At 59.3% G+C, this 23,164-nt stretch carries 23 protein-coding genes; 10 read left to right on the top strand and 13 right to left on the bottom strand.

Annotated features, from left to right (window positions below; translation table 11 throughout):
* Positions 1-76: 76 nt before the first annotated feature.
* Positions 77-1,276 (bottom strand): tyrosine--tRNA ligase, encoded by a 1,200-nt coding sequence (gene tyrS, locus B1722_RS28195; protein ID WP_041070157.1) that lies wholly within the window; start codon positions 1,274-1,276, stop codon positions 77-79.
* A gap of 212 nt (positions 1,277-1,488) precedes the next feature.
* On the opposite strand from tyrS, the gene B1722_RS28190 reads away from it, so the two are divergent.
* Complete coding sequence (locus B1722_RS28190; protein WP_086795012.1) at positions 1,489-2,913, top strand: peptidoglycan DD-metalloendopeptidase family protein; 1,425 nt, start codon at positions 1,489-1,491, stop codon at positions 2,911-2,913.
* Positions 2,914-2,916: 3 nt separating this feature from the next.
* Positions 2,917-4,008, top strand: coding sequence for an anhydro-N-acetylmuramic acid kinase (locus B1722_RS28185; protein WP_041070151.1), 1,092 nt, complete (start codon positions 2,917-2,919; stop codon positions 4,006-4,008).
* Positions 4,009-4,083: 75 nt separating this feature from the next.
* On the opposite strand, the gene erpA is transcribed toward B1722_RS28185, so the two are convergent.
* A complete protein-coding gene (gene erpA / locus B1722_RS28180) occupies positions 4,084-4,434 on the bottom strand; it encodes an iron-sulfur cluster insertion protein ErpA (protein WP_003228776.1) in 351 nt (116 codons plus the stop codon).
* A gap of 168 nt (positions 4,435-4,602) precedes the next feature.
* A complete protein-coding gene (argC, locus tag B1722_RS28175) occupies positions 4,603-5,637 on the bottom strand; it encodes an N-acetyl-gamma-glutamyl-phosphate reductase (RefSeq protein WP_041070148.1) in 1,035 nt (344 codons plus the stop codon).
* A gap of 135 nt (positions 5,638-5,772) precedes the next feature.
* Between argC and hemJ the strand changes: the two genes are divergently transcribed.
* From hemJ to coq7, 6 genes are all read left to right on the top strand, one after another.
* Positions 5,773-6,201 (top strand): protoporphyrinogen oxidase HemJ, encoded by a 429-nt coding sequence (gene hemJ / locus B1722_RS28170; RefSeq protein WP_041070145.1) that lies wholly within the window; start codon positions 5,773-5,775, stop codon positions 6,199-6,201.
* Positions 6,202-6,235: 34 nt separating this feature from the next.
* The gene (locus B1722_RS28165; protein WP_041070142.1) at positions 6,236-7,204 is read left to right on the top strand and encodes a nitronate monooxygenase family protein; all 969 of its coding nucleotides are present in this window, start codon (positions 6,236-6,238) and stop codon (positions 7,202-7,204) included.
* A 79-nt stretch (positions 7,205-7,283) separates the two neighbouring features.
* Positions 7,284-8,231 carry a DUF805 domain-containing protein gene (locus tag B1722_RS28160; protein ID WP_041070139.1) on the top strand — a complete coding sequence of 316 codons (948 nt, stop codon included), beginning with the start codon at positions 7,284-7,286 and terminating at the stop codon, positions 8,229-8,231.
* A 61-nt stretch (positions 8,232-8,292) separates the two neighbouring features.
* Positions 8,293-9,081, top strand: a complete 789-nt coding sequence (locus tag B1722_RS28155) for an SDR family oxidoreductase (protein WP_041070136.1) — start codon at positions 8,293-8,295, stop codon at positions 9,079-9,081.
* Between the two features lie 80 nt (positions 9,082-9,161).
* On the top strand, positions 9,162-9,500 hold the full coding sequence (locus B1722_RS28150; protein ID WP_003228789.1) for a histidine triad nucleotide-binding protein: 339 nt from the start codon (positions 9,162-9,164) through the stop codon (positions 9,498-9,500).
* A 199-nt stretch (positions 9,501-9,699) separates the two neighbouring features.
* The gene (coq7, locus tag B1722_RS28145) at positions 9,700-10,347 is read left to right on the top strand and encodes a 2-polyprenyl-3-methyl-6-methoxy-1,4-benzoquinone monooxygenase (protein WP_041070133.1); all 648 of its coding nucleotides are present in this window, start codon (positions 9,700-9,702) and stop codon (positions 10,345-10,347) included.
* A 116-nt stretch (positions 10,348-10,463) separates the two neighbouring features.
* Here the strand turns inward: coq7 and speD are convergent, their stop codons facing one another.
* Positions 10,464-11,258 carry an adenosylmethionine decarboxylase gene (gene speD, locus B1722_RS28140; RefSeq protein ID WP_027610737.1) on the bottom strand — a complete coding sequence of 265 codons (795 nt, stop codon included), beginning with the start codon at positions 11,256-11,258 and terminating at the stop codon, positions 10,464-10,466.
* A 237-nt stretch (positions 11,259-11,495) separates the two neighbouring features.
* The gene (locus tag B1722_RS28135; RefSeq protein WP_016772921.1) at positions 11,496-11,918 is read right to left on the bottom strand and encodes an OsmC family protein; all 423 of its coding nucleotides are present in this window, start codon (positions 11,916-11,918) and stop codon (positions 11,496-11,498) included.
* A 239-nt stretch (positions 11,919-12,157) separates the two neighbouring features.
* Here B1722_RS28135 and crp point away from each other — a divergent pair, with 239 nt between their 5' ends.
* Positions 12,158-12,802, top strand: a complete 645-nt coding sequence (gene crp / locus B1722_RS28130; RefSeq protein WP_007966430.1) for a cAMP-activated global transcriptional regulator CRP — start codon at positions 12,158-12,160, stop codon at positions 12,800-12,802.
* Between the two features lie 10 nt (positions 12,803-12,812).
* Here the strand turns inward: crp and B1722_RS28125 are convergent, their stop codons facing one another.
* The 4 genes from B1722_RS28125 to B1722_RS28110 all read right to left on the bottom strand — a co-directional run bounded on the left by B1722_RS28125 (position 12,813) and on the right by B1722_RS28110 (position 16,124).
* On the bottom strand, positions 12,813-13,514 hold the full coding sequence (locus B1722_RS28125) for a lipoate--protein ligase family protein (RefSeq protein WP_041070126.1): 702 nt from the start codon (positions 13,512-13,514) through the stop codon (positions 12,813-12,815).
* A gap of 125 nt (positions 13,515-13,639) precedes the next feature.
* Positions 13,640-14,476, bottom strand: coding sequence for an indole-3-glycerol phosphate synthase TrpC (gene trpC, locus B1722_RS28120; protein ID WP_041070123.1), 837 nt, complete (start codon positions 14,474-14,476; stop codon positions 13,640-13,642).
* Positions 14,473-15,522 carry an anthranilate phosphoribosyltransferase gene (trpD, locus tag B1722_RS28115; protein ID WP_041070120.1) on the bottom strand — a complete coding sequence of 350 codons (1,050 nt, stop codon included), beginning with the start codon at positions 15,520-15,522 and terminating at the stop codon, positions 14,473-14,475. Before trpD ends, trpC begins: the two co-directional genes overlap by 4 nt.
* An 8-nt stretch (positions 15,523-15,530) precedes the next feature.
* Positions 15,531-16,124, bottom strand: a complete 594-nt coding sequence (locus B1722_RS28110; RefSeq protein ID WP_041070117.1) for an aminodeoxychorismate/anthranilate synthase component II — start codon at positions 16,122-16,124, stop codon at positions 15,531-15,533.
* A 407-nt stretch (positions 16,125-16,531) separates the two neighbouring features.
* Here B1722_RS28110 and estP point away from each other — a divergent pair, with 407 nt between their 5' ends.
* Entirely contained in the window at positions 16,532-18,442 is a 1,911-nt protein-coding gene (estP, locus tag B1722_RS28105; protein WP_041070114.1) for an esterase EstP, read from the top strand.
* A gap of 217 nt (positions 18,443-18,659) precedes the next feature.
* Here the strand turns inward: estP and trpE are convergent, their stop codons facing one another.
* The 4 genes from trpE to B1722_RS28085 all read right to left on the bottom strand — a co-directional run bounded on the left by trpE (position 18,660) and on the right by B1722_RS28085 (position 22,931).
* Complete coding sequence (gene trpE / locus B1722_RS28100; RefSeq protein WP_041070110.1) at positions 18,660-20,141, bottom strand: anthranilate synthase component I; 1,482 nt, start codon at positions 20,139-20,141, stop codon at positions 18,660-18,662.
* A 71-nt stretch (positions 20,142-20,212) separates the two neighbouring features.
* Positions 20,213-21,031 (bottom strand): phosphoglycolate phosphatase, encoded by an 819-nt coding sequence (locus B1722_RS28095; protein WP_047296963.1) that lies wholly within the window; start codon positions 21,029-21,031, stop codon positions 20,213-20,215.
* Positions 21,028-21,702, bottom strand: a complete 675-nt coding sequence (gene rpe / locus B1722_RS28090; protein WP_003228808.1) for a ribulose-phosphate 3-epimerase — start codon at positions 21,700-21,702, stop codon at positions 21,028-21,030. The genes B1722_RS28095 and rpe overlap by 4 nt, the downstream gene beginning before the upstream one ends.
* An 80-nt stretch (positions 21,703-21,782) precedes the next feature.
* Positions 21,783-22,931: an iron-containing alcohol dehydrogenase gene (locus tag B1722_RS28085; RefSeq protein WP_086795011.1), complete on the bottom strand. Its 1,149-nt coding sequence runs from the start codon at positions 22,929-22,931 to the stop codon at positions 21,783-21,785.
* Positions 22,932-23,164: the final 233 nt, after the last annotated feature.

The following is a 23,164-nucleotide window of genomic DNA, read 5'->3' as shown; positions in this document are numbered from 1 at the left end:
TTTTCCGTTTCGACTGCGCCGGAAGTGGGGCGAATTATAGACTTCTAAAATTCGCCGTCAACCCTTATTTCAAACTTTATTCAGATTTCAGCGTGATGCGCGCAAACGCCTTCTTGCCCGCCTGACAGACGTGAGTCGCACCCAGTACATATATAAAGGAGCGATCAACCACCTCACCATCAACACGCACACCACCGGAAGCCAACAGATCGCGCGCCGCCGCCGAGTTCTTCACCAGGCCTGCTTTATTAAGAACGGCGGCAATTGGCATATCCTCAGCAGAGGCCAGCTCGATCTCCGGCAGATCATCCGGCAACTCACCATCCTTCATACGGTTACCTGCAGCCCGATGAGCATTGGCCGCAGCCTCCTCACCGTGGAAACGCGCAACAATCTCTTCCGCCAGCTTGATCTTGATGTCGCGCGGGTTGGCCCCCGCCTCCACATCTGCACGCAAGGCATTGATCTCATCCATCGAACGGAAGCTGAGCAGCTCAAAGTAACGCCACATCAGCGCATCCGGAATCGAAACCAGCTTGCCGTACATGACACCTGGCGCCTCCTGGATACCGACGTAATTGCCCAACGACTTGGACATCTTCTTCACGCCATCCAGCCCCTCGAGCAACGGCATGGTCAGAATGCATTGAGCTTCCTGGCCATATCCACGCTGCAGCTCACGCCCCATCAGCAGGTTGAACTTCTGATCGGTACCGCCCAGCTCGACATCCGCGCGCAGAGCAACCGAGTCATAACCCTGAACCAGCGGATAGAGGAACTCATGAATAGCGATCGGCTGATTGGTGGTGTAACGCTTGTCGAAGTCATCACGCTCCAGCATACGCGCGACAGTGTATTGCGAAGTCAGACGAATGAAGTCCGCCGGCCCCATCTGATCCATCCAGGTGGAGTTGAATGCAACTTCGGTTTTCGCCGGATCAAGAATCTTGAACACTTGAGTCTTGTACGTTTCGGCGTTTTCCAGAACCTGCTCGCGAGTCAAAGGAGGTCGAGTCGCACTCTTGCCGCTTGGATCACCGATCATTCCGGTGAAGTCACCAATAAGGAAGATCACTTGATGCCCCAATTCCTGGAACTGGCGCAGCTTATTAATAAGCACGGTGTGACCCAAGTGCAGATCCGGGGCGGTTGGATCGAAACCAGCCTTGATACGCAGCGGCTGGCCGCGCTTGAGCTTCTCGATCAGCTCGGACTCGACCAATAGTTCTTCCGCACCACGTTTAATCAGCGCTAGCTGCTCTTCAACCGACTTCATAACAGACCCGCAAGGCTCAGATTCAAAGGGAACCAACCATACAAGATCGTGCACCAATTACAAGTTTTGCCCGGCGCACGGACACCAATCTGCAGACAGGTTGTCTGCAGACTTGCTTCGGGGATGATTTGGTTATATTTTATACAGTTATTTCATCTTCATCATGTCATTCATCTTTTTCAATTCATCTTTTTTCAAAGTCAAAAATACTTATGACCACTGAACCGTCTAAAGCGCCACCGCTTTACCCGAAGACCCACCTGCTCGCCGCAAGTGGAATCGCCGCCCTTCTCAGCCTGGCGCTCCTGGTATTCCCTTCCAGTGATGTTGAAGCCAAAAAGACGACCCTGAGCCTTGAACTGGAAAGTCCTGCTGAACAACTGACACAAGATCAAGACGCTGCTGACGCGGCTCAAGCCACAAATGAGCCAGTAGCCTCACCTTTCGCCCAGATCGAAAACAGCACCGAAGACACTCCGCAAACCGCTGAAGCCGCACCTGCGCCCGCTCCGGTTGCCGAAAAACCAAAAGCTCCAGGACACCGCGAAGTCGTTGTCTCTAAAGGCGATACGCTCTCTACATTGTTCGAGAAAGTCGGTCTGCCAGCCGCCGCCGTGCATGAAGTCCTGGCGAGCGACAAACAAGCCAAACAATTCAGCCAGCTCAAGCACGGCCAGAAGCTTGAGTTCGAACTGGACCCGCATGGCCAACTGACCAGTCTGCACAGCAAGGTCAGCGACGTTGAAACCATCACCCTGACCAAGAACGACAAGGGCTACGCATTCAACCGCGTCACCGCAAAACCGACCGTTCGCACGGCTTACGTGCACGGCGTGATCAATAGCTCCCTGTCACAATCCGCTGCCCGCGCAGGCCTGTCCCACAGTCTGACCATGGACATGGCCAGCGTATTTGGCTACGACGTCGACTTCGCTCAGGACATCCGTCAGGGCGACGAATTCGACGTGATCTACGAGCAGAAAGTGGTCAACGGCAAAGCCGTCGGTACTGGCCCGATTCTGTCGGCGCGTTTCACCAACCGCGGCAAGACCTACACCGCCGTGCGTTACACCAACAAACAAGGCAACAGCAGCTATTACACCGCCGATGGCAACAGCATGCGCAAGGCATTCATCCGCACACCGGTGGACTTCGCCCGCATCAGTTCCAAATTCTCCATGGGCCGCAAACACCCGATCCTCAACAAGATCCGTGCCCACAAAGGTGTCGATTACGCAGCGCCACGCGGTACGCCGATCAAGGCGGCCGGTGACGGTAAAGTGCTGCTGGCCGGCCGCCGCGGTGGCTACGGCAACACGGTGATCATCCAGCACGGCAACACCTACCGCACGCTGTATGGCCACATGCAAGGCTTCGCTAAAGGCGTGAAAACCGGCGGCAGCGTCAAGCAGGGCCAAGTGATCGGTTACATTGGTACCACCGGCCTGTCTACCGGCCCGCACTTGCACTATGAGTTCCAGGTCAACGGTGTTCACGTCGACCCATTGGGCCAGAAGCTGCCGATGGCGGATCCGATCGCCAAGTCCGAACGCGCACGTTTCCTTGCGCAGAGCCAGCCGCTGATGGCGCGCATGGATCAAGAGAAGGCCACCATGCTGGCTTCGAGCAAGCGCTAAGCCATGGCTCTTTATATCGGCGTGATGTCCGGCACCAGTCTCGACGGGCTGGACATCGCCCTGATCGAGCAAACATCGGCGATCAAACTGATCGCCACGCACTACATCCCCATGCCTGAACCCCTGCGCGCCGAGCTGCTTGGCTTGTGCGCCAGCGGCCCTGACGAGATCGCCCGCTCGGCGATCGCCCAACAGCACTGGGTAAAACTCGCCGCGCAGGGCATCCATACCCTACTTGATCAGCAGCAACTCAAGCCTGACGCCGTTCGTGCAATCGGCAGCCACGGCCAGACCATTCGCCATGAGCCCGCTCGCGGCTTCACCGTACAGATCGGCAATCCTGCGCTTCTCACGGAGCTGACCGGTATCACCGTGGTCAGCGACTTCCGCAGCCGCGACGTGGCCGCCGGCGGCCAGGGTGCGCCGCTGGTGCCAGCCTTCCATGAAGCTTTGTTCGAAGAGCGTAGCGGTAACCGTGCAGTCTTGAATGTCGGCGGTTTCAGCAATCTGAGCCTGATAGAGCCGACACGGCCTGTAGCCGGTTTCGACTGTGGCCCTGGGAATGTGCTGATGGATGCCTGGATTCATCAGCAACGCGGCGAGAACTATGATCGCAACGGTCAGTGGGCAGCCAGCGGTACGGTCGAGCCCGCCTTGCTGACAGCGCTGCTCAGCGACCCGTTCTTCGTCACAAAGGGCCCGAAGAGCACTGGCCGCGAAGTGTTCAACCTGCCGTGGCTGCAACAACACCTATCCAGACTGCCAACCTTTGCTGCTGAAAACGTCCAGGCAACATTGCTGGAACTGACGGCACTGACCATCGTCGAGTCGCTGCAAAGCGCTCAAGCCGATACCCGGGAAATGCTGGTCTGCGGCGGCGGCGCTCATAACGCCACGCTGATGAAGCGTCTGGCCGATCTGCTGCCGAACGCTATCGTCGCCAGCACTGCTACTCACGGTGTCGATCCGGACTGGGTCGAGGCCATGGCCTTCGCCTGGCTTGCTCATTGCTGCCTCGAAGGCATTGCAGCCAACCGCCCGAGCGTCACTGGCGCCAAAGGTCTGCGGGTACTCGGCGCCATCTACCCCAACTGAGCAAAACGCAGGCAACAAAAAACGCCGCAGAACCGTAAGGCTCTGCGGCGTTTTGTTGTGTGCAGCGAGGAGCGATCAGATCGAGAACGAAGAGCCGCAACCACAAGTAGTGGTGGCGTTCGGGTTCTTGATCACGAAGCGCGAACCTTCCAGACCTTCCTGGTAATCCACTTCGGCACCCGCCAGATACTGGAAGCTCATCGGATCCACCACCAGGCTCACGCCTTCGCGCTCGACGATGGTGTCGTCCTCGGCCACATCTTCATCGAAGGTGAAGCCGTACTGAAACCCTGAACAACCGCCGCCCGTAACAAATACGCGCAGCTTCAAGCGATCATTCCCCTCTTCATCGACCAGGCTCTTCACTTTGTGCGCAGCACCTTGGGTGAATTGCAAAGCCGTGGGGGTGAAGGATTCGACGCTCATGCTGACTATCTCCCGGCGTTACGCCGCCATAATGCGTGATGACGCGCATTATCCGCTTGTCCTAGAAAATCGGTCAACTATTGTTACGGTATATCAATAAACCCTACTAACTGTCCGGAATGCAAAAAGGCCCGTCAGACGGGCCTTTTTGCTGTGTTGCCGAACGTGTTACGGCAGCATACCGGCGTGGGACAGGCCGAAACGCTCATCCAGGCCGAACAGGATGTTCATGTTCTGCACCGCCTGACCCGACGCGCCTTTGACCAGGTTGTCGATCACCGACAGCACCACCACCAGATCGCCATCCTGCGGGCGGTGCACGGCGATGCGGCAGACGTTGGCACCACGCACGCTGCGGGTTTCCGGATGGCTGCCGGCCGGCATCACATCGACGAACGGCTCGTTGGCATAACGCTTTTCGAACAGAGCCTGCAGATCCACCGAACGATCAACCACGGTCGCGTAGAGCGTGGAGTGAATGCCACGGATCATCGGCGTCAGGTGCGGAACGAAGGTCAGACCGACATCCTTGCCCGCAGCGCGACGCAGACCCTGGCGAATTTCTGGCAGATGACGGTGACCTTTGACCGCATAAGCCTTCATGCTTTCCGACGTCTCAGAGTACAGCGAGCCTACAGATGCGCCGCGACCGGCACCGCTGACACCGGATTTGCAGTCGGCGATCAGCCGCGAAGTGTCAGCCAGACCCGCTTCAAGCAGCGGCAGGAAACCCAACTGCGTAGCGGTTGGGTAGCAACCCGGCACAGCGATCAGACGCGCTTTTTTGATCTGCTCGCGATTGACTTCCGGCAGGCCGTAGACCGCCTCGTCCAGCAACTCGGGCGCGCCGTGTGGCTGGCCGTACCATTTGGCCCATTCTTCAGCGTCCTGCAAACGGAAGTCCGCGGACAGGTCGATGACCTTGGTGCCCGCCGCCAGCAGTTCACCGGCCAACGCATGAGCAACGCCGTGCGGGGTGGCGAAGAACACCACATCACACGCGCCCAGGGTTTTGATGTCCGGCACGCTGAACGCCAGACCGTTGTAGTGACCGCGCAGGTTCGGGTACATGTCAGCCACGGCCAGACCGGCCTCGGATCGGGAAGTGATCACCACCACTTCTGCCTGCGGATGCTGTGCCAACAGACGCAGCAGTTCGACACCGGTGTAACCCGTGCCGCCGACGATACCGACCTTGACCATAAACCTGCCCTCAACGAACCCACTGGAAAGCCGTCGATAATAGGGGCCGCGCGCCCCTGCGACAACCATCAAGGTGACGTGCGGACGCTCAAGCCTCTACTATCCCGGCTACCGTGAACCTGGGAATAACCAAAAATGCTCTATCTATGGATCAAAGCGTTTCACATCGTCAGCGTCGTCTGCTGGTTTGCCGGGCTGTTCTACTTGCCGCGACTGTTCGTTTATCACGCGCAAAGTGAAGATACGATCAGCAAAGAACGCTTCAGCCTCATGGAGCGCAAGCTGTATCGCGGCATCATGGGCCCGGCGATGATCGCAACGCTGATCTTCGGCGGCTGGCTGATCTACCTCAATCCAGGCATCTTCAGTATGGGCGGCTGGATTCACGCCAAGCTGACCCTGGTGGTTCTGCTGATCGGCTACCACCATATGTGCGGCGCGCAGGTAAAACGCTTCGCCCGTGGCGAGAACACCCGCAGCCATGTCTTTTATCGCTGGTTCAATGAAGTGCCGGTTCTGATATTGCTGGCTATCGTAATTCTGGTCGTGGTCAAGCCGTTCTAACTTCATAACAGCATCACACCTCGGGGGATTTCCAATGTCGCTGCCCGCTCTGCTCGAACAACGTCTGCGCTTGCCGGTAGTGGCGGCGCCGATGTTCCTGATCTCCAACCCGGAGCTGGTGCTCGCCTGCTGCCGTAACGGTGTGGTCGGCAGCTTCCCGGCGCTCAACCAGCGTGAAAGCAGCGGCTTCAAGGCCTGGCTGGAGCAGATTGAAGCGGGCCTGGCGACACTGGACAACCCGGCGCCGTATGCAGTGAACCTGATCGTGCACAACAGCAATCCGCGCCTCCAGGCGGATCTGAACATATGCGTCGAACACAAGGTGCCGATTGTCATCACCAGCCTCGGCGCAGTGAAGGAACTGGTCGATGCCGTGCACAGCTACGGCGGCCTGGTCTTCCACGACGTGACCACGCGTCGGCATGCCGAGAAAGCCGCCGAAGCGGGAGTCGACGGTTTGATCGCGGTTGCGGCGGGTGCCGGTGGCCATGCCGGCACCTGGAGCCCATTTGCGCTGATCGCCGAGATCCGCGAGCTCTTCGATAAAACCCTGCTGCTTGCCGGATGTCTGAACCACGGCCATGAGATTTTGGCTGCACAACTGCTTGGCGCGGATCTGGCCTACTTCGGCACACGATTTATCGGCACTACCGAAAGCCATGCGCCTGACGCCTACAAGGACATGCTGCTGACAGCGAAAGCGGCGGACATCATTCATACGCCTGCGGTCTCTGGCGTACCGGCGAGCTTCATGCGCCAAAGCCTGGAAGCTGCTGGTTTCGACATGGCCGCACTGCAGGGCAAGGGCGAAGTCAATTTTGGCGACAAGCTCAAACCGATCAACGACGAAGCCAAGGCCTGGAAGACCGTATGGTCGGCCGGCCAGGGCGTAGGCCAGATTGACGATCTGCCGAGCGTGGATCAGTTGATCGCCCGGCTCGACGCGGAATATCGTCAGGCGCTGGAGCATGCGGCGCAGTTGCCGAAGCGTTGGCCACGCTGAGAAAATTCAGGCCAGTCTTCGAGTGACTGGCCTTACACTTGCTGACCTTCAATTCATTCGCGACAAGGATGCCTCGGCCATGAGCGAACCTCGCTACAAGATCGTTTTCGACGGTGCTCTACAGCCCGGTGTCGATCTCACCACCGCCAAGCTCAATCTGGCGGCCCTGTTCAAAAGCGATGTTGCCGCCATCGAGCGCCTGTTCAACGGCAGCACCGTCGCCCTCAAACGCGACCTGACCCACAGCGATGCGCAGACCTATCTGCAAGCACTGAGCAAGACCGGGATCGATGCGCGGATCGAAAGCGAAACGGCGATTGAACTGAGTCTTGCGGACGTGCATGAGCAACCGGCGACCTTCAACGAACCCGCATCACCTTATGCGCCCCCTCGGGCCAACGTCGGCGAAAACCTGCCAGCATTCGCCGCCCTCAAGCCCTTCAGTGTCGAAGGCCGGATCGGTCGCCTGCGCTTTTTGGCCTGGACGATGGTGCTGAGCCTGGTGACTCTGCCGATCGTGGCGATATTCGCGTTTATCGGGCTCGGACTGGTCAGCGGCGACTCAACCACCGGCCTGATCATCGGCGGGATACTCGCGTTCTTCCTGTTCCTCGGCTTCATCATTGTCAGCATTCTGTTCAGCGTGCAGCGCCTGCACGACATCGGCTGGTCCGGCTGGCTCTGGCTGCTGAATCTGGTGCCGTTCGTGGGCAGCTTCTTCCCGCTGGTGATCATGGTCGTGCCGGGCAACACCGGGGCCAACCGCTACGGGCCGCCGCCACCGCCCAACAGTACTGCGGTCAAAGTGCTGTGCTCGTTGTGGATCGTGTTCTTCGCCCTGGTATTTGCCGGCGGCATGCTCGGCGGTATTTCGGCCATTCAGCAAGAATATGAAACCAACCTTGAAAGCAGCTATGAAAGCGGCTCGGTCACCACCGATGAAGTCGAGGTCGAAACTGAACCTGCGAATTCCGTGGACGATGCAGCCGAAGCGGCCCCGGCCCCTGTAGACTCTGCGAAAGAATGAACAACGCTCTCCGCCGTGACACCTGCGTCGCTGGCGTGGAGCTGTTGCGATGGAGAATTGCATGACCCGTTACGCTCTGATCACTGGCGCCTCCAGCGGCATCGGCCTGGCCATGGCCGAAGCGCTGGCCCGACGTGGCCGCAGCCTGATTCTGGTGGCTCGCCAGCGTGATCAGCTGGAAAGTATCGCGATCGAACTGACCCAGCGCTTTGGCGTGGAAGTCTTGTTCCGCGCCTGCGATCTGGGCGAGCCATTGCGCTTGTCCGGCTTCCTGCTGGAGCTGGAAGAAGGCGACCGGCAGATCGATCTGCTGGTCAATTGCGCCGGCATCGGTACCTGCGGCCCATTCCTCGCCCAGGACTGGATGACCGAGCAGGACCTGATCGAAGTTAACATCCTCGCCCTCACCCGTCTGTGCCATGCCATCGGCAACAGTATGGCGCTGCAGGGCGGCGGGCAGATCCTCAACGTCGCCTCAGTGGCGGCGTTCAATCCCGGTCCGTGGATGAGCACTTACTACGCCAGCAAGGCTTACGTTCTGCACTTCTCCGAAGCGCTGCGGGTTGAACTGAAACAGAGCGCGGTCAAAGTCTCGGTACTTTGCCCCGGCCCGACCCGCACCGCATTCTTCCGCACCGCGCAGCTCAACAGCGACAAACTCAAGGACAGCAAACTGCTGATGAGCCCCGAGGAAGTCGCGCTGTACACCGTGCGTGCGCTGGAGAAAAACCGCGCAATCATTATCCCGGGACGACGCAACCGCTGGCTGGCCTTCCTGCCACGCCTCGGCTCGCGCTGGCTCAATCGCACCCTCGTCGGCATGGTCAACAAGGCTTACTGCCCGCGCTGAACTGTCCTACGGCAAAACACTGGGCGGGGTCATTTCCCATGAGTACACTCAGGCCAGCCCCCACAACGGAGAAAACAGCAGTGGATACTCTGTTCACCAAGATCATCAACCGGGAGATCCCGGCCAAGATCATTTACGAGGACGACCAGGTTCTGGCGTTCCACGACATCGCCCCTCAGGCACCGGTGCATTTTCTGGTGATCCCGAAGAAACCGGTGCGCACCCTCAACGACCTGACCGAAGACGACAAGGCACTGGCCGGGCACATTCTGTTCACGGCCCAGCGTCTGGCGCTGGAGCTGGGCTGCGAGGAAGGCTTCCGGGTGGTGATGAACTGCAATGAAAAAGGTGGGCAGACCGTCTATCACATTCATATGCACGTACTCGGTCAGCGTCAGATGAACTGGCCGCCGGGCTGATACCAGCAAACCTGTGCAGGAGCTGCCGAAGGCTGCGGTCTTTTGATCTTCAAGTATCAAAAACAAGAACAAAAGATCGCAGCCTTCGGCAGCTCCTACATAAAGCAAAAAGCCCATCCAGTGTGACTGATGACCCAGCGCAAACCTTCCCCGGCCGATTCGGTTAAACTGGCGGTCGAGATTTTTCCCGGAGGTCAGCATGACTACCCAACGTCACTACTCGCCGATTGACCGTCTACTGCTGCAAGCCGATGCCGCGATGCGTACCCTGCTGCCTTTCAGTGGTCAGCCGTACCGTCCATCGCCAGCGATTGTGCAGCCGGAAGTGCAGATGAGCGATGAAGACACTCGCCACGTCGCCGGCCTGATGCGCATCAACCACACTGGTGAAGTGTGCGCCCAAGCGCTGTACCAAGGTCAGGCGCTGACCGCCAAGTTGCCGCAGGTGCGTGCCGCCATGGAGCACGCCGCCGAAGAGGAAATCGACCATCTGGTGTGGTGCGAACAGCGCATCCATCAGCTGGGCAGCCATACCAGCGTGCTCAATCCGCTGTTCTATGGAATGTCGTTCGGCATCGGCGCTGTGGCCGGCCTGATCAGTGACAAGGTCAGTCTCGGTTTCGTCGCAGCCACCGAGCATCAGGTGTGCAAGCACTTGAACGAGCACCTGGAGCAATTGCCGGCAGAAGACGAGAAGTCCCGGGCAATCTTGCAGCAGATGCGCATTGATGAAGAACATCATGCGGAGAGTGCACTGGATGCGGGTGGTTTCCGTTTTCCGGCACCGGTGAAGTTCGGGATGAGTCTGCTGGCGAAGGTGATGACCAAGAGTACCTACAGGATCTGACTTCAGTATTGTCTGGCAGGGCCCCTTCGCGAGCAAGCTCGCTCCCACAGGGTTCTGTTTCGGCAATAAAAAAGGCGACTACCGCACGGTAGTCGCCTTTTTTGTGCCCGGGAATCTTACGCTGGCATGTTGCGCGCGTAGAAGATTTCCAGCATTTCGTGTTTCACACGCTCGGTCACCTGAGCACGCTGCTCGGAGGACAGGTTGCTGGTGGCGTCGCCGAACAGGTAGTTGTCCAGTTCGAAGTTCTTCAGCAGCATTTTGGTGTGGAACAGGTTTTCCTGGTACACGTTCACGTCGGTCATCTGGTACGCGTCGCGGGTGTCTTCGGAAAGGTAGTTCTGGATCGAGTTGATCTCGTGGTCGATGAAGTGCTTGTTGCCTTCAACGTCACGGGTGAAACCGCGCACACGGTAATCCACAGTCACGATGTCCGAATCGAACTGGTGAATGAGGAAGTTGAGCGCTTTAAGCGGTGAAATGACACCACAGGTCGACACATCAATGTCCACACGGAACGTCGCGATACCGGCGTCCGGATGGATTTCCGGATAGGTATGCACCGTGATGTGGCTCTTGTCGAGGTGGGCAAGGATGATTTCGGGCAATGGACCCGGGGACTCTTCGATCTGGCTGTCAGTCGGGGTCACCGGCTCTTCCGAGATCAGAATCGTGACGCTGGCACCCTGAGGCTCATAGTTCTGACTGGCGATGTTCAGAATGTTGGCACCAATGATTTCGACAACTTCCGTGAGGATCTGCGTCAGACGTTCGGCGTTGTACTCTTGATTGATGTACTCGACGTAAGCCTGCTGGTCTTGCGGGGTTTCCGCGTAGCAGATGTCATAGATGTTGAAGCTCAAGGTCTTTGTCAGGTTATTGAACCCGTGGAGCTTGAGTTTGCTTTTCACCGTTAAAAACTCTCTATGTATGCGGCGCAGCCGCGTGATCAAGCATGCCCGTCAAGTGCGAACAACGCACCTGCGTAGGACGGTTAACACCTCTTCGCGATGGCGATTTTGGTTATCTGTTCAGGCGGATGACCCGTCGACTGACCGATCACTGCCCTGAAAAAAGTGGCGCATTATGCAGACGTCAGCGAGGGATCGCCAGAGTCTGCACTGCTTTTATGATAGTTGAATGTCGGTTCAACCGAGTTCGACGATTTCATAATCGTGAGTGATCGCCACGCCGGCCGCGCCGAGCATGATCGAGGCCGAGCAATATTTCTCGGCAGACAGTTCGATGGCGCGTTTGACCTGGGCTTCTTTCAGGCCCCGGCCCTTGACCACGAAGTGCATGTGGATCTTGGTGAACACCTTCGGGTCTTCGGTCGCGCGCTCGGCGTCGAGGAACGCTTCGCAGCTTTCAACCGCCTGACGCGATTTCTTCAGGATGCTCACCACGTCGAAGTTGCTGCAACCGCCAACGCCCAGCAGGAGCATTTCCATCGGGCGAACACCCAGATTACGACCACCGGCGTCGGGCGGACCGTCCATCACCACGACATGACCGCTACCGGATTCGCCGAGGAACATGGCTTCGCCAGCCCATTGGATGCGTGCCTTCATCGCCAAGACTCCACTGTAGAAAAAAGGGTCGCCAGCTTAGCACAGGCCTTTGCTCTGACAGCGACCGGCGTTCCAGGGAAGGATGCCTAAGCTGCGTAGGTAATTTCTCGAATTTTCGACGAAGTGTCTGGTAAGCTGGCGCCAATTCGCTGGCGCCAATTGTCAGCCTGTGTAGCGACCGCCTTCAGCGCCTCATATAAAAATCAAACATCACCGTGCAGTCTTTTCGGGATACAACCATGGTTGCTATTACCCCCACACCCAAAATCAAAAACCTCGACAAGCTGTTGATGCATTGCCAGCGCCGTCGCCATGCGGCCAAAAGCAACATCATCTGCGCCGGCGATCGCTCGGACACGCTGTACTTCATCATCAAGGGCTCGGTGACGATCCTGATTGAAGATGACGACGGCCGCGAAATGATCATCGCCTACCTCAACGCCGGGGACTTCTTCGGCGAGCTGGGTCTGTTCGAGCAGGCAGGCCAGGAGCAGCAACGCAGCGCCTGGGTGCGGGCCAAGGTTGAATGTGAAATCGCCGAAATCAGTTATGTGAAGTTCCGCGAACTGTCACAGCAGGATCCCGACATTCTTTACGTCCTCAGCGGACAAATCGCACAACGTCTGCGCAATACCACGCGCAAGGTCGGCGATCTGGCGTTTTTCGACGTTACCGGTCGTGTTGCCCGTTGCCTGCTGGAGTTGTGCAAACAGCCTGACGCAATGACTCACCCGGACGGCATGCAGATCAAGGTGACCCGTCAGGAAATCGGGCGGATTGTCGGTTGTTCGCGGGAGATGGTCGGTCGCGTGCTCAAGGATCTTGAAGAACGCAACCTGGTCGATGTGAAAGGCAAGACCATGGTGGTCTTCGGCACCCGCTAAGCGCGCCGAATCAGGCGCTGTAGACCTGCGCCAGCATCCGTCGAAACAACTCATCCAGACGCGCCAAAGCATTTGGCGCGACGAACTTCTCATGCAGGGCAATGTGGCTTTCAGCCCGCACTCGCTGCTCCAGACCGCAAGCTTCGTTGAAACGATTGACCGCCAAGACCATCGACTCGCGCTCGTTATCGATCAACATTGCCCCGTGCACCAATCCCACCGGACGCTGACCGCCCTGACTCTGGCGCCAGCGCTGAGCGGTGCCGACCATCTTGCGGCCGTCGAGATTGACGTTGAAACGACCGTCGCAGAACGCACCGTTGATTTCGCCCAACGACGATGTGCCGCCCAACTCATCCAGCAACTCACAAATTGGATCGCACAGACGCCGATAGCCAGTTTCGATGCGATTCAGATCGCCCTCGCTGCGGGGCGGGGCGTAGACCAGTGCGATGTTGATCGTTGAGGAGGACTGCGGGACCGGTTCACCGCCGGTTTCCCGCAGCAAAACTGGCCAACCGGCTGCAGCGGAGACTTCGCAGGCGTGATCAAAACCGGGCAGACGATTGAGGCGGCGCGGCATGACCAGGGCGTTGTCACTGGGTTGCCAGAACAGCAGACCAAATTCGGCGTCGCCGGCGCAGACGGAACCGAGCAAGTCTTGTTCGGCTTGCAGGCCGGCCTCGATGGTCAGGAAGGTGGGCAGCGACATGGAGGGCTCCGGCAGATCTGGAATCTTTAGGGATTTTGAGGGCCTCTTCGCGAGCAGGCTCGCTCCCACAGGGGAAATGCATTCCAATGTGGGAGCGAGCCTGCTCGCGAATGAGGTCGACTCGGTCAGTCGAGGGTCGAACCACTGACCGGTACGCCGCGTTCCGGGAAGAACAGGCGTTGCAGTTCGGTGCCCGGGCTTTCCGCGCGCATGAACGCTTCGCCCACCAGAAAGGCATACACATCGCTGATTTCCATCAGCTCGACATCGGCACGGTTAAGGATGCCACTCTCGGTAATCACCAGTCGGTCGCGCGGAATGCGCGGCAGCAGGTCGAGGGTGGTTTCCAGGCTGACGTCGAACGTGTGCAGGTTGCGGTTATTGACCCCGACCAGTGGTGTGTCGAGGGTTTTCAGTGCGCGCTCCAGCTCATCGCCGTCGTGCACTTCCACCAGCACATCGAGACCGACACCTTTGGCCACCGAGGCCAGCTCGGCCATTTTCACGTCGTCCAATGCGGAGACGATCAACAGCACGCAATCGGCGCCCAGCGCACGGGCTTCGACGATCTGGTACGGATCGATCATGAAGTCTTTGCGGATCACCGGCAATTTGCACGCGGCGCGGGCCTGTTGCAGGTAGATATCAGCGCCCTGGAAGTAGTCGATATCAGTCAGCACCGAAAGACAGGTCGCCCCGCCCTTCTCGTAGCTCTTGGCGATATCGGCAGGCACGAAGTTCTCGCGGATCACGCCTTTGCTCGGCGAAGCCTTCTTGATTTCGGCGATCACCGCCGGTTGCTTCTTCTTGGCCTGCGCCAGCAATGCCTGGGCAAAACCACGGGGTGCATCGGCCGCCTTGGCCAGACTTTCCAGCTCGCTCAGGCTGACGCGAGCGCTGCGCTCGGCGACTTCCTGGACTTTGCGCGCCAGAATGTTTTCCAGAACCGTCGGTACACTCATCCCTCATTCTCCACTTTGAATACCGCGGTAAAGGCACCCAACTCCTCGAGTTTTTCCCGAGCGAGACCGGTGTGCAGGGCGTCGTGCGCGAGCGCCACGCCTTCTTTGAGACTGGTCGCCAGGTCGGCGGCATACAGCGCCGCACCGGCATTGAGCACGATCATTTCAGCCGCTTTCTGGCCACTTTCGGTTTTGCGTTTGCCCAACGCATCACGGATCAACGCCAGCGATGCTTCCGGACCTTCGACCGACAGACCGTGCAAACTCTGGCTCTTCATGCCGAGATCTTCCGGCTCGACCCAATATTCAGTGATCTCGTTGTTCTTCAGCTCAGCGACGAAGGTCGGCGCGGCAAGACTGAACTCGTCCAGACCGTCCTTCGAATGCACTACCAGCACATGTTTGCTGCCCAAGCGCTGCAAGACTTCGGCCAATGGCCGGCACAACGCGGGCGTAAACACGCCCACCACCTGATGTTTGACACCGGCCGGATTCGTAAGCGGGCCGAGCATGTTGAACAGCGTACGCAGGCCGAGATCCCGACGCGGGCCAGCGGCGTACTTCATGGCTTTGTGATGAGTCTGGGCAAACATGAAACCGATGCCGACGTTGTCGATGCAACGGGCAACCTGCACCGGGGTCAGGTTCAGGTAGATGCCGGCTGCTTCGAGCAAGTCGGCGCTGCCGCTCTTGCCCGATACCGCGCGGTTGCCGTGCTTGGCCACGGTACAACCGGCTGCCGCGACAACGAACGCCGAAGCAGTCGACACGTTGAAGATGTTGGCACCGTCACCGCCGGTGCCGACGACATCGACCACGCCGTCGAGGGTCTTGAGTTCGACCTGGTCGGCTAGCTCACGCATCACCGACACGGCACCGACGATTTCATCGATGCTCTCGCTCTTCATGCGCATGGCCATCATGAATGCGCCGATCTGCGCCTCGGTGCATTGACCGGTCATGATTTCGCGCATCACGTCACGCATTTCTTCGGTGCTGAGGTCGAGGTGTTCGACGATACGGCTCAGGGCTGTCTTGATATTCATGGGAGTCCTTAGCGCGTGCCGCCGGTTTGTTTGAGGAAGTTGGCAAACAGTTCATGACCCTGCTCGGTGAGGATCGACTCGGGGTGGAACTGTACGCCCTCAATGTTCAGGGTCTTGTGCCGCAGGCCCATGATTTCGTCGACTGAACCATCATCGTGCTGCGTCCACGCGGTCAGCTCAAGGCACTCGGGCAAAGTATCGTGCTTGACGATCAGCGAGTGGTAGCGGGTAACCGTCAGCGGATGATTCAGACCGGCGAAAACGCCCTTGTCCTCATGGAATACCGGGCTAGTCTTACCGTGCATCACCTGACGGGCACGCACCACATCGCCGCCGAACGCTTGGCCAATCGATTGATGGCCGAGGCACACGCCGAGGATTGGCAGTTTGCCGGCGAAGTATTTGATGGCTTCGATGGAGATGCCGGCTTCGGTCGGCGTGCACGGACCTGGCGAGACCACGATGCGCTCGGGGTTGAGCGCTTCGATTTCGGCGACGGTCAGTTCGTCGTTGCGCACCACTTTGACCTCGGCACCCAGCTCGCCGAGGTATTGCACAACGTTGTAAGTAAAGGAGTCGTAGTTGTCGATCATCAGCAACATGGCGTTTCGAACCTCTTGAATTCTGACTTGAAGACAGCCTTCAGATGACTTGCCCGCAGGGCGCTGCACGATGTCGGACGCACAGAGAGCGTCGGCACAGCGGCATTTCAAACGGGTAAGGAAGGCAAAGCGATACAGATCCGGCCGGGCCGGCAGAAAAGATTCAGGCGCGCCAACGCCAACGGGCGTGTGCCTTGATGACTTGATCCAGAAGTTTGCAGACGATCAACACGGGGAAGGTCTCGTTCATACGTTCCGGCACAGTAACTTAGCTGGGCAGAGCGTGCAATATGGCGGGGCTGACGGGGGACAAAACTATGGGAGGCTTCGCGACCGATGGCAAAATGCCGGGAGTTTTTGGTACTGTCGTTTCGTTCACCTACAACAATAAATAAACGGACTTGCTCATGATCAAACAGACGTTGTTTGTACCGCTCGCCGGTTGCCTGCTCGCCATGGCTTGCGCCCAGGCCTACGCAGCACCCGCGCCCTATTCGAACTTCATCGTGTTCGGCGACAGCCTGAACGATGCCGGGACCTTCAGGGACACCGGCGGCCCGGCCGGCGCCACGCAGCGCTACACCAACCGCACCGGCCCATTGTACAAGGATGGCACAGGGGAAAACCGCGACCTCAACGCCACCCAGATCATTGGCGGCAAACTGGGTTTCAGCCCCGATCAGACCGCCTCCTCGTCCTCGGCCGTGCGGGCCGGTGAAGGTCTGGCCGATGGCAACAACTGGGCGGTGGGTGGTTACCGTACCGACCAGATCCTCGACTCGATCACCACCCAGTCCGCCACCGGTGAACGCACGCGCAGCGGTTATCTGCCGTCGAATGGCTTCCGCGCTGATCCGAACGCGCTGTATTACCTGTCCGGGGGCGGCAACGACTTCCTTCAGGGCCGCGTGCTCAGCCTCGATCAGGCCAGCTCGGCGGCTGACCGACTGGCCGACAGCGTGCGCACGCTGCAAGGTGCCGGCGCCAAATACATCATGGTCTGGCTGTTGCCAGACATCGGCCTGACCCCGGCGATCAACGGCTCGCCGCTGCAGAGCTTCACCTCGCAGCTCAGCGCCCAATTCAACACCGAACTGGTCAGCCAGTTGCAGGGCATCAACGCCGAAATCATTCCACTGAACATTCCGGTGCTGCTCAAAGAAGCGTTCGCCAACCCGGCGCAGTTCGGCCTCGCGACCGACCAGAACCTGACGGCCACCTGCTTCAGCGGCAACAGTTGCACCGAGAACGCCCGATACGGCATCAATAGCGCCACACCGGATCCGACCAAGCTGATCTACAACGATTCGGTGCACCCGACCGAAGCCGGCCAGCGCCTGATTGCCGACTACGCCTACTCGCTGCTGGCCGCCCCGTGGGAACTGACCCTGCTGCCGGAAATGGCCCAGGGTTCGTTACGCGCGCATCAGGATGAACTGCGCAATCAATGGCTGGCCGACTGGGAAAACTGGCAAGCCGTGGGCCAATGGCGGGCGATTGTCGCCGGTGGCGGACAGCATCAGGACTTCGACGGCCAGCACAGCGCCGCCAGTGCCGACGGCAACGGCTACAACCTGAACATCGGCGGCAGCTATCGCGTCAACGACGCCTGGCGTGTCGGATTGGCCGCCGGTTTCTATAACCAGAAACTCGAGGCCGGCGACGCCGATTCGGAATACAAACTCAACTCTTACATGGGCACCGCGTTCGCCCAGTATCAACAAAACCGCTGGTGGGGCGATCTGGCGATGACCGCCGGCAAGCTCGACTACGACAGCCTCAAGCGTAAATTCCAGCTCGGGGTCAACGAGCGCGGGGAGAAAGGCGATACCGATGGCTACGTGCTGGCGATCAGCGGTCGCATCGGCTACGACATCGCGCAGCAGGCCAGCAGTCCGTGGCACCTGTCGCCGTTCGTCAGCGCCGACTTTGGCAAGGTCGAGGTCGACGGTTACTCGGAAAAAGGTGCGGACTCAACGGCGCTGACCTTCGATGACCAGTCGCGCAACTCGCGGCGTCTGGGCCTTGGTATTCAGGGCAAGTACCAGATCACGGCGCAGACCGAAGTGTTCGGCGAGTTCGCTCACGAACGTGAGTACAACGACGATCGCCAGGATCTGACCATCAACCTCAACAGCTTGCCGAACAATCGCTTCACGCTCGAAGGCTACGAGCCGCAGACCAACCTCAATCGCCTGAACCTGGGCGTGAGCCACAAGCTCACGCAGGATTTGGCGTTGCGCGCCAGCTACAACGTGCGCAAGGATGATGACTTTACCCAGCAAGGGGTGAACGTCGGGGTCAGTCTCGACTTCTGAGGCGGGAAAGCAAAAGATCGCAGGCTGCGCCAGCTCCTACAGGGTTAGCGCAGGCATAAAAAACGCGGCGTCCTGATGGGCGCCGCGTTTTTTTATGGCTGAACACAAAGTCCATTTGGGAGCGAGCCTGCTCGCGAAGCGGAGTATCAGCCAACATCTATAGCGACTGGCACGCCCACTTCGCGAGCAGGCTCGCTCCCACAGGAGACAATGTGGATCAGGCGTCCGGAGTCTGCTCGGCCAGGGCCACGGCACGGAACATCGCGCGGCGCTTGTTCAGGGTTTCTTCCCATTCCAGCGCCGGCACCGAGTCGGCCACGATGCCGCCACCGGCCTGCACGTGCAGTTCGCCGTTCTTGATCACCGCGGTACGAATCGCAATCGCGGTGTCCATGTTGCCGTTCCAGGCGAAGTAACCGACCGCACCGCCATACACGCCACGCTTGACCGGCTCCAGTTCGTCGATGATTTCCATCGCACGGATCTTCGGTGCGCCAGACAAGGTGCCAGCCGGCAGAATCGCCCGCAGCGCGTCCATCGCGGTCAGCCCGGCCTTCAACTGGCCGGTGACGTTGGAGACGATGTGCATCACGTTGGAATAACGCTCGATGACCATTTTCTCGGTGAGCTTCACCGATCCGATTTCCGAGACACGACCGGTGTCGTTACGACCGAGGTCGATCAGCATCAAGTGCTCGGCGATCTCCTTGTCGTCCGACAGCAGATCCTCTTCCAGCGCCAGATCCGCTTCTTCGGTGGCTCCGCGTGGACGAGTGCCGGCAATCGGGCGCACGGTGATCAGGTTGTCTTCGACCCGCACCAGCACTTCCGGCGAACTGCCGACGACGTGGAAGTCGCCGAAGTTGAAGAAGTACATGTACGGCGTCGGGTTGAAGCAACGCAGCGCACGATACAGATCGATCGGCGCAGCCTTGAAGTCGATCGACATGCGCTGCGACGGCACCACTTGCATGCAATCGCCAGCGAGGATGTATTCCTTGATGGTGTCGACGGCTTTTTCGTAGTCGCTCTGGGTGAAACTGGAGCGGAACAGCGGATCAGCCGCTTGTTGCTTGCTGAAATCCAGGCCACGGCGCGGGGTGATCGGCTGGCGCAGTTTCTCCAGCAGTGCCTGCAATTGCGCCTGACCCTGCTCGTAAGCATCGGCGTGCGCCGGGTCGGCGAGGACAATCGCGTGCATCTTGCCGGCGAGGTTGTCGAACACCACCACCGCATCGGACACCATCAGCAGAATGTCCGGCACGCCCAGTGGATCAGGGTTCGGGCATTTGCCCAGACGCTTCTCGACATAGCGCACGCAGTCATAACCGAAATAACCGACCAGGCCACCGTTGAAACGCGGCAGACCGGCAATGGTCGGCACGTTGTAGCGGGCCTTGAAGGTTTCGACGAAGGCCAGCGGGTCTTCAACGTCATGGCTTTCGGTCTCGACGCCATCGACGGTGATGCTTACGTGATGGTCGTGCACCCGCAGTACGGTGCGGCACGGCAGGCCGATGATCGAGTAACGGCCCCATTTCTCGCCGCCCTGCACCGATTCGAGCAGGTAGGAGTTGGGTTGGTCGGCCAGTTTCAGGTAGATCGACAGCGGGGTGTCGAAGTCGGCCAGGGTTTCGCAGGCCAACGGAATGCGGTTGTAGCCATCAGCGGCCAGGCGCAGGAATTCTTCGCGGATCATGGGGTGCCTCGTGGTGTGAGGGGCAAATCAGTCAGGTGTGCAAACGCGCCGGCAAGCCGGCCAGGCATCAGTCAGGCGCGCCAACGCCAGCGGGCCAGGGCCTTGATGACTTTCATCCAGAGTTTGCGGGTGACCACCACGATGGCGTTTCCAGAATGGGATTGAGAAGCGTCGGGCAACGTTATCTCAGCGGCTGTACCGAGGCAACCGGGAATTAGCTTGCGCAGATCGTCGATCACCAGTGCCGGGGATTCCTCGGCAATCGGTCGACCGTGGTTGTAGCCGTAGCTCAGCGCCACGCACTTGACCCCCGCCGCTTTCGCCGCCAGCACGTCGCTGCGCGAATCGCCGACGAACAGCGATTGCGAGGCAGGAATGTTGGCCATCTTCATCACGAAGAACAGCGCGGCCGGGTCGGGTTTCTTTTGCGGCAGGGTGTCGCCGCCGATGATCCACTTGAAGTAGCGGCCGATCTTCATCTGATCCAGCAGCGGCGCGACAAAACGCTCCGGCTTGTTGGTGATCAATGCCATGGCCACGCCCTGTTTGTGCAGCCATTTGAGAGTGTCGCGCACGCCGGGATAGACCACGGTCAACTCGTGGCTCGCGCCATAGGCTTCCATGAATACTTCCAGCGCGTGCTCGGCCTCGACGTCATCCACCGCCGAATGATCGATGCCACCGGCCAGCGCCCGGCGCACCAGCACCGGTGCGCCATTGCCGACCCACTCGCGTACCGCCTCGATACCGGCAGGCTTGCGGCCGAGGGAGAGCAGCATGGTGTCCACCGCCGCCGCCAGGTCGGGAACCGAGTCGATCAACGTGCCATCCAGATCGAACATCACCAACCGTGGCAGTTGCCCCGGGAACAGCTGCTCAAAACCGCTCATGGGCGCGCCAGCGCCAGTTCGGAACGCATCTTGTCGATGACTTCCTGATAGTTCGGCGCATTGAAGATCGCCGAGCCGGCCACAAAGGTGTCAGCGCCAGCGGCCGCGATTTCGCGGATGTTGTTGACGTTGACGCCGCCGTCGATTTCCAGACGGATATCACGCCCCGAGGCATCGATGATCGCCCGCGCTTCGCGCAGTTTGTCGAGGGTGCCAGGAATGAACTTCTGCCCGCCAAAGCCCGGGTTGACGCTCATCAGCAGCACCATGTCGACCTTGTCGATCACGTACTTGAGCACATCCAGCGGGGTCGCCGGGTTGAACACCAGGCCGGATTTGCAGCCGCCTTCACGGATCAGTTGCAGCGAACGATCGACGTGCAGCGTGGCTTCCGGGTGGAAGGTGATGTAGGTCGCGCCGGCCTCGATGAAGTCGCCGACGATGCGATCCACCGGGCTGACCATCAGGTGCGCGTCGATCGGCGCGGTGATGCCGTACTTGCGCAATGCGGCGCAGACCATCGGGCCGATGGTCAGGTTCGGCACGTAGTGGTTATCCATGACATCGAAGTGAACGAAGTCGGCGCCGGCGGCCAGAACGTTGTCCACTTCTTCGCCGAGGCGGGCGAAGTCGGCGGAGAGAATCGACGGAGCAATTACGAAGGGCTGCATGACGCACCTTTTCTGAGCTAAATCACGATGGCGCGCATTGTATACCTCAAGTTTCAGTGCGCGCACCGTGACCGCGATGATCAGTACGCCGCTCGGTAGATCTTCTCGATATCCGCAGCGCTGAGCCTGCGCGGGTTGTTGCGCATCAAACGCTCGATTCCCGCGGCCTCCACGGCCATGGCCGGGATCGCCTCTTGCGGGACGCCAAAACTGCGCAACCCGACAGGAATTTCCACTGACGCGCACAACTCGGTCATCGCCTGCACGGCTTTGTCCGCCGCCTCGGTCGCGCTCAAATGAGCGGTCTTCACCCCCATGGCTTCGGCGATATCCTGCATGCGCTCGACGCAGGCCATCTTGTTCCAGGTCATGACATACGGCAGCAGCAAGGCGTTACTGACGCCGTGGGCGATGTTGAAACGCCCGCCCAGCGGATACGCCAACGCATGCACCGCGCCGACCCCGGCATTGCCGAACGCCATGCCGGCCATCAGGCTGGCGGTGGCCATGTCTTCCCGGGCCTGCAGATTGCTGCCATTGGCGTAGGCCTTGGGCAGGGCTTTGGCAATCAACTTGATAGCGCCGATAGCCAGTGAGTCGGTAATGGGCGAGGCATTGACCGACAGATAGGATTCGATCGCATGCACCAGCGCATCAACACCACTGGCGGCGGTGACACTGCGCGGGCAGGTCAGGGTCATCTGCGGACTGACCAGCGCCACATCCGGCAACAGGTAGTCGCTGACGATGCCTTTCTTCAGTTGCGCGACCTTGTCCGAGAGAATGGCGACGTTGGTCACTTCCGAACCGGTGCCGGCGGTGGTCGGAATGGCGATCAGCGGCGGGCCTTTGCGCGGCACCTGATCGACACCGAACAGGTCTTCCAGCGCGCCGTGGTATCCGGCATACGCCGCCACGCTTTTGGCGATGTCGATGGCACTGCCGCCACCGAGGCCGATCAAACCGTCATGCCCGCCCTCGCGGTACGCGCGCATGCAATCTTCTACGATGGCGATTTCCGGGTCCGGCAGCACCCGATCAAAAATCTCGTACTCGCGCCCGCCCAATTGGCACAGCGCCAGCTCCACAGTGCCGGACTTGACCAGCGCGGCGTCGGTGACAATCAGCGGTTTGTCGATATCCAGCCGCGTGAGTTCCGCCGCCAGTTGCTCGATGGCCCCGGCGCCGGTGATCAGTTTGTGAGCGATTTTGAACTGGGACAGACTCATCGTGCGCAGCCTCTTATAGATGTGGGAGCTGAGCACAAGCGTAGCTGGGGAAACCGGGTTGTCTGCCATTCACCCCATGAATGACAACCACACATAGATTTTCTGTACGCACGAACATTCCTATGTAGAAGCTGCCGAAGGCTGCGATCTTTTGATTTTGATCTTAAAAAGCCAGATCAAAAGATCGTCGGTATGACTCACCCACATAGGTAACAAAACAGTTCAAGCACATA

Source organism: Pseudomonas sp. SCPG-7, assembly GCF_002156405.1.
Classification (GTDB): Bacteria; Pseudomonadota; Gammaproteobacteria; order Pseudomonadales; family Pseudomonadaceae; genus Aquipseudomonas; species Aquipseudomonas parakoreensis.
Note: the sequence above shows the minus strand (reverse complement) of the source record. Positions and strands in the feature narration are given on the sequence as shown.

Bases quoted from the DNA above. Each gene is read 5' to 3' on its own strand.
- tyrS (WP_041070157.1), bottom strand. From the start codon at position 1,276: ATGAAGTCGGTTGAAGAGCAGCTAGCGCTGATTAAACGTGGTGCGGAA.
- B1722_RS28190 (WP_086795012.1), top strand. From the start codon at position 1,489: ATGACCACTGAACCGTCTAAAGCGCCACCGCTTTACCCGAAGACCCAC.
- B1722_RS28185 (WP_041070151.1), top strand. From the start codon at position 2,917: ATGGCTCTTTATATCGGCGTGATGTCCGGCACCAGTCTCGACGGGCTG.
- erpA (WP_003228776.1), bottom strand. From the start codon at position 4,434: ATGAGCGTCGAATCCTTCACCCCCACGGCTTTGCAATTCACCCAAGGT.
- argC (WP_041070148.1), bottom strand. From the start codon at position 5,637: ATGGTCAAGGTCGGTATCGTCGGCGGCACGGGTTACACCGGTGTCGAA.
- hemJ (WP_041070145.1), top strand. From the start codon at position 5,773: ATGCTCTATCTATGGATCAAAGCGTTTCACATCGTCAGCGTCGTCTGC.
- B1722_RS28165 (WP_041070142.1), top strand. From the start codon at position 6,236: ATGTCGCTGCCCGCTCTGCTCGAACAACGTCTGCGCTTGCCGGTAGTG.
- B1722_RS28160 (WP_041070139.1), top strand. From the start codon at position 7,284: ATGAGCGAACCTCGCTACAAGATCGTTTTCGACGGTGCTCTACAGCCC.
- B1722_RS28155 (WP_041070136.1), top strand. From the start codon at position 8,293: ATGACCCGTTACGCTCTGATCACTGGCGCCTCCAGCGGCATCGGCCTG.
- coq7 (WP_041070133.1), top strand. From the start codon at position 9,700: ATGACTACCCAACGTCACTACTCGCCGATTGACCGTCTACTGCTGCAA.
- B1722_RS28135 (WP_016772921.1), bottom strand. From the start codon at position 11,918: ATGAAGGCACGCATCCAATGGGCTGGCGAAGCCATGTTCCTCGGCGAA.
- crp (WP_007966430.1), top strand. From the start codon at position 12,158: ATGGTTGCTATTACCCCCACACCCAAAATCAAAAACCTCGACAAGCTG.
- B1722_RS28125 (WP_041070126.1), bottom strand. From the start codon at position 13,514: ATGTCGCTGCCCACCTTCCTGACCATCGAGGCCGGCCTGCAAGCCGAA.
- trpC (WP_041070123.1), bottom strand. From the start codon at position 14,476: ATGAGTGTACCGACGGTTCTGGAAAACATTCTGGCGCGCAAAGTCCAG.
- trpD (WP_041070120.1), bottom strand. From the start codon at position 15,522: ATGAATATCAAGACAGCCCTGAGCCGTATCGTCGAACACCTCGACCTC.
- B1722_RS28110 (WP_041070117.1), bottom strand. From the start codon at position 16,124: ATGTTGCTGATGATCGACAACTACGACTCCTTTACTTACAACGTTGTG.
- estP (WP_041070114.1), top strand. From the start codon at position 16,532: ATGATCAAACAGACGTTGTTTGTACCGCTCGCCGGTTGCCTGCTCGCC.
- trpE (WP_041070110.1), bottom strand. From the start codon at position 20,141: ATGATCCGCGAAGAATTCCTGCGCCTGGCCGCTGATGGCTACAACCGC.
- B1722_RS28095 (WP_047296963.1), bottom strand. From the start codon at position 21,031: ATGAGCGGTTTTGAGCAGCTGTTCCCGGGGCAACTGCCACGGTTGGTG.
- rpe (WP_003228808.1), bottom strand. From the start codon at position 21,702: ATGCAGCCCTTCGTAATTGCTCCGTCGATTCTCTCCGCCGACTTCGCC.
- B1722_RS28085 (WP_086795011.1), bottom strand. From the start codon at position 22,931: ATGAGTCTGTCCCAGTTCAAAATCGCTCACAAACTGATCACCGGCGCC.